This is a genomic window from Variovorax sp. KBW07 (assembly GCF_003852515.1).
In the GTDB taxonomy this organism is placed as follows: Bacteria; Pseudomonadota; Gammaproteobacteria; order Burkholderiales; family Burkholderiaceae_C; genus Variovorax.
Map to the genome: position 1 here is coordinate 422 of NZ_QAJK01000032.1, position 2,231 is coordinate 2,652.

The 2,231-nt window shown below is 66.3% G+C and carries 3 protein-coding genes; all 3 read right to left on the bottom strand.

Annotated features, from left to right (window positions below; all coding sequences use genetic code 11):
- Nucleotides 1-730, bottom strand: a 730-nt coding sequence (locus DBV14_RS06915) for a tripartite tricarboxylate transporter substrate binding protein (RefSeq protein ID WP_260396853.1), incomplete at its 3' end; no start/stop codon positions are given.
- 26 nt (nt 731-756) lie between these two features.
- The gene (locus tag DBV14_RS06920; RefSeq protein WP_124458464.1) at nt 757-1,734 is read right to left on the bottom strand and encodes a tripartite tricarboxylate transporter substrate binding protein; all 978 of its coding nucleotides are present in this window, start codon (nt 1,732-1,734) and stop codon (nt 757-759) included.
- An 82-nt stretch (nt 1,735-1,816) separates the two neighbouring features.
- Nucleotides 1,817-2,231: SDR family NAD(P)-dependent oxidoreductase (locus tag DBV14_RS06925; RefSeq protein ID WP_260396854.1), on the bottom strand; the 415-nt coding region annotated here is incomplete at its 5' end.

Here is a 2,231-nt window from a genome sequence, read left to right on the forward strand (position 1 = left end):
CCACCGTCGGCACGTCGGGCATCGAGGCCAGGCGCTTGGCCGATGTCACCGCGATCGCGCGCAGCTTGCCGCTTTGAATGTGCGGCCCCGCCACCACCGTCGTGTCGAACATCATGTCCACCTGCCCGCCGATCACGTCCTGGATCGCGGGGCCGCTGCCCTTGTACGGAATGTGCGTGAACTTCACACCCGACTTGAAGGCCATCAGCTCCAGCGCCAGGTGCTGCGACGTGCCCGTGCCCGCCGAGGCCGAAGACAGCCCGCCCGACTTGGCCTTGCTCGCGGCAATCACGTCCTTCAGCGTCTTGTACGGGCTCGCCTGGTTCACCACCAGCACCACCGGGTTGGTGCCGATCAGCGTCACCGGCGCGAACGACTTCTGCGGGTCGTAGCCGATCTTGGGGTACAGGCTCACGTTGATCGCGTGCGAGCTGATCGTGCCGCCCACCAGTGTGAAGCCGTCGGGTGCCGCGCGGGCACCGACTTCCGAGCCCACGCTGCCACCCGCGCCGCCCTTGTTGTCGATGATCACGCTCGTGCCCAGCACGGTGCCGAGCTTCTGCCCGATCAACCGGCCGAGAACGTCGGTGGTGCCGCCCGCGGGAAACGGTACGAGGTAGGTGATGGCCTTGCCCGTCGGCCAGCTGTTGCTGCTTTGCGCGAACGACGCGGGCAGGGCCGCGGCGAGCGAAGAGGCAAGGGCGGTGCGAACCAGTGTGCGGCGTTGCATGGTGAGGGTGCCTCCGTGCCGTTCGCTCATGGCTTGATGTTGAGCTTGGTGATCAGCGCCTTGAAGTAGGCGTTGTCCTTGGCCAGCGTTTCCTTGAACACCGCGCCGTCGGTATAGACGTAGCCCAGGTTCTGCTTGTCCATCACCTCGTGCATCAGCGGTTCCGCAGCCGTCTTGGCGGTGATCTCGCGCAGCCTGGCCATCACTTCGGGCGGCGTGTTCTTCGGCGCGCCAAGGCCGCGCCAGGTGCCTATCGACAGGTCGATGCCGCGCTCCTTGGCGGTCGGCACTTTCTCGAAACCCTTCACGCGCTTGTCGGCCATCACCATCAGCACCTTGAGCTTGCCGCCCTGCACGTGCGTCGTTACTTCGGCCGGGCTCACCGCCACGGCTTCGATGTGGCCGCCCAGCAGCGCCAGCACCGCGGGTGCCGCGCCCTGGAACGGGATGTGGCCGAACTTCGTGCCGGTCTTGTCTTCCAGCGCGGCGGCCGCAAGGTGCCAGATCGAGCCGTTGCCCGAGTTGCCCACGCGAATGCCTTCCGGCGATTTCTTCGCCGCGGCAAGAAACTCTTCAATCGTGTTCCATGGCGCATCGGCCTTCACGGTGATCGCGGCCGGGTCGGCGTTGAGCTGCGCGATCGGCTGGAAGTCGTCGTAGTTGAACTTGGCCAGGCCCAGGTGCGGCAGCGTCAGCAGCTCGACCGTGAGCACCGCGAGCTTGTAGCCGTCGGGCTTGGCGTTGATCACTTCGGTCCAGCCGATGGCGCCGCCCGCGCCGGGGCGGTTGACGATCACGATGCTCTGCGAGATGTGCTTGCGGCTCGCTTCCGAGAATGCGCGCGCCAGCCCGTCGGTGCCGCCGCCCGGCTGGTAGGGCACCAGCAGCTCGATGCTGCGGCTCGGAAATTCGCTTTGCGCCGCGGCCGGTGCGGCCACGCCGAGCGAGAGTGCGGCCGTGGCCGAGAACGCGGCCAGGCCGCGAAGGAAGTTGCTTCTTTTCATGATGTCTTCTTTGTCTCCGTTGTTGATCTGATCCTGCGCGCCTCTTTCATTTTTTAAAGGCGCTCCTCATGCGATGCGTGCTTCAGGGCATGTACTGGCCCCCGTTCACCTCGATGACTTGTCCCGTCACATAGCCCGAGAGCTGCTCCGAGGCCAGGTAGAGAAAAGCACCGACGCATTCCTCGGGCTCGCCGATGCGGCCCATCGGAATGCTGGCCCTGAAGTTCTCCAGCATCGCGGGTGTCGAGAAGCGGTCCTGGAAGGGCGTCTGGATCACGCCCGGCGCCACCGCGTTCACGCGGATGCCGTCGCCCACCAGTTCCTTTGCCAGTCCGTGCGTGGCCGTGCTCACGAAGCCCTTCGAGCCCGCATACAGGTAGGCGGCCGGTCCGCCGCCGGTGCGCGCCGCGACAGAGGTCACGTTGATGATGTTGCCGCCGCCCTGGGCGCGCATCAGCGGAACCACCTCGCGGCAATAGGCCAGCACCGAGCGTGCG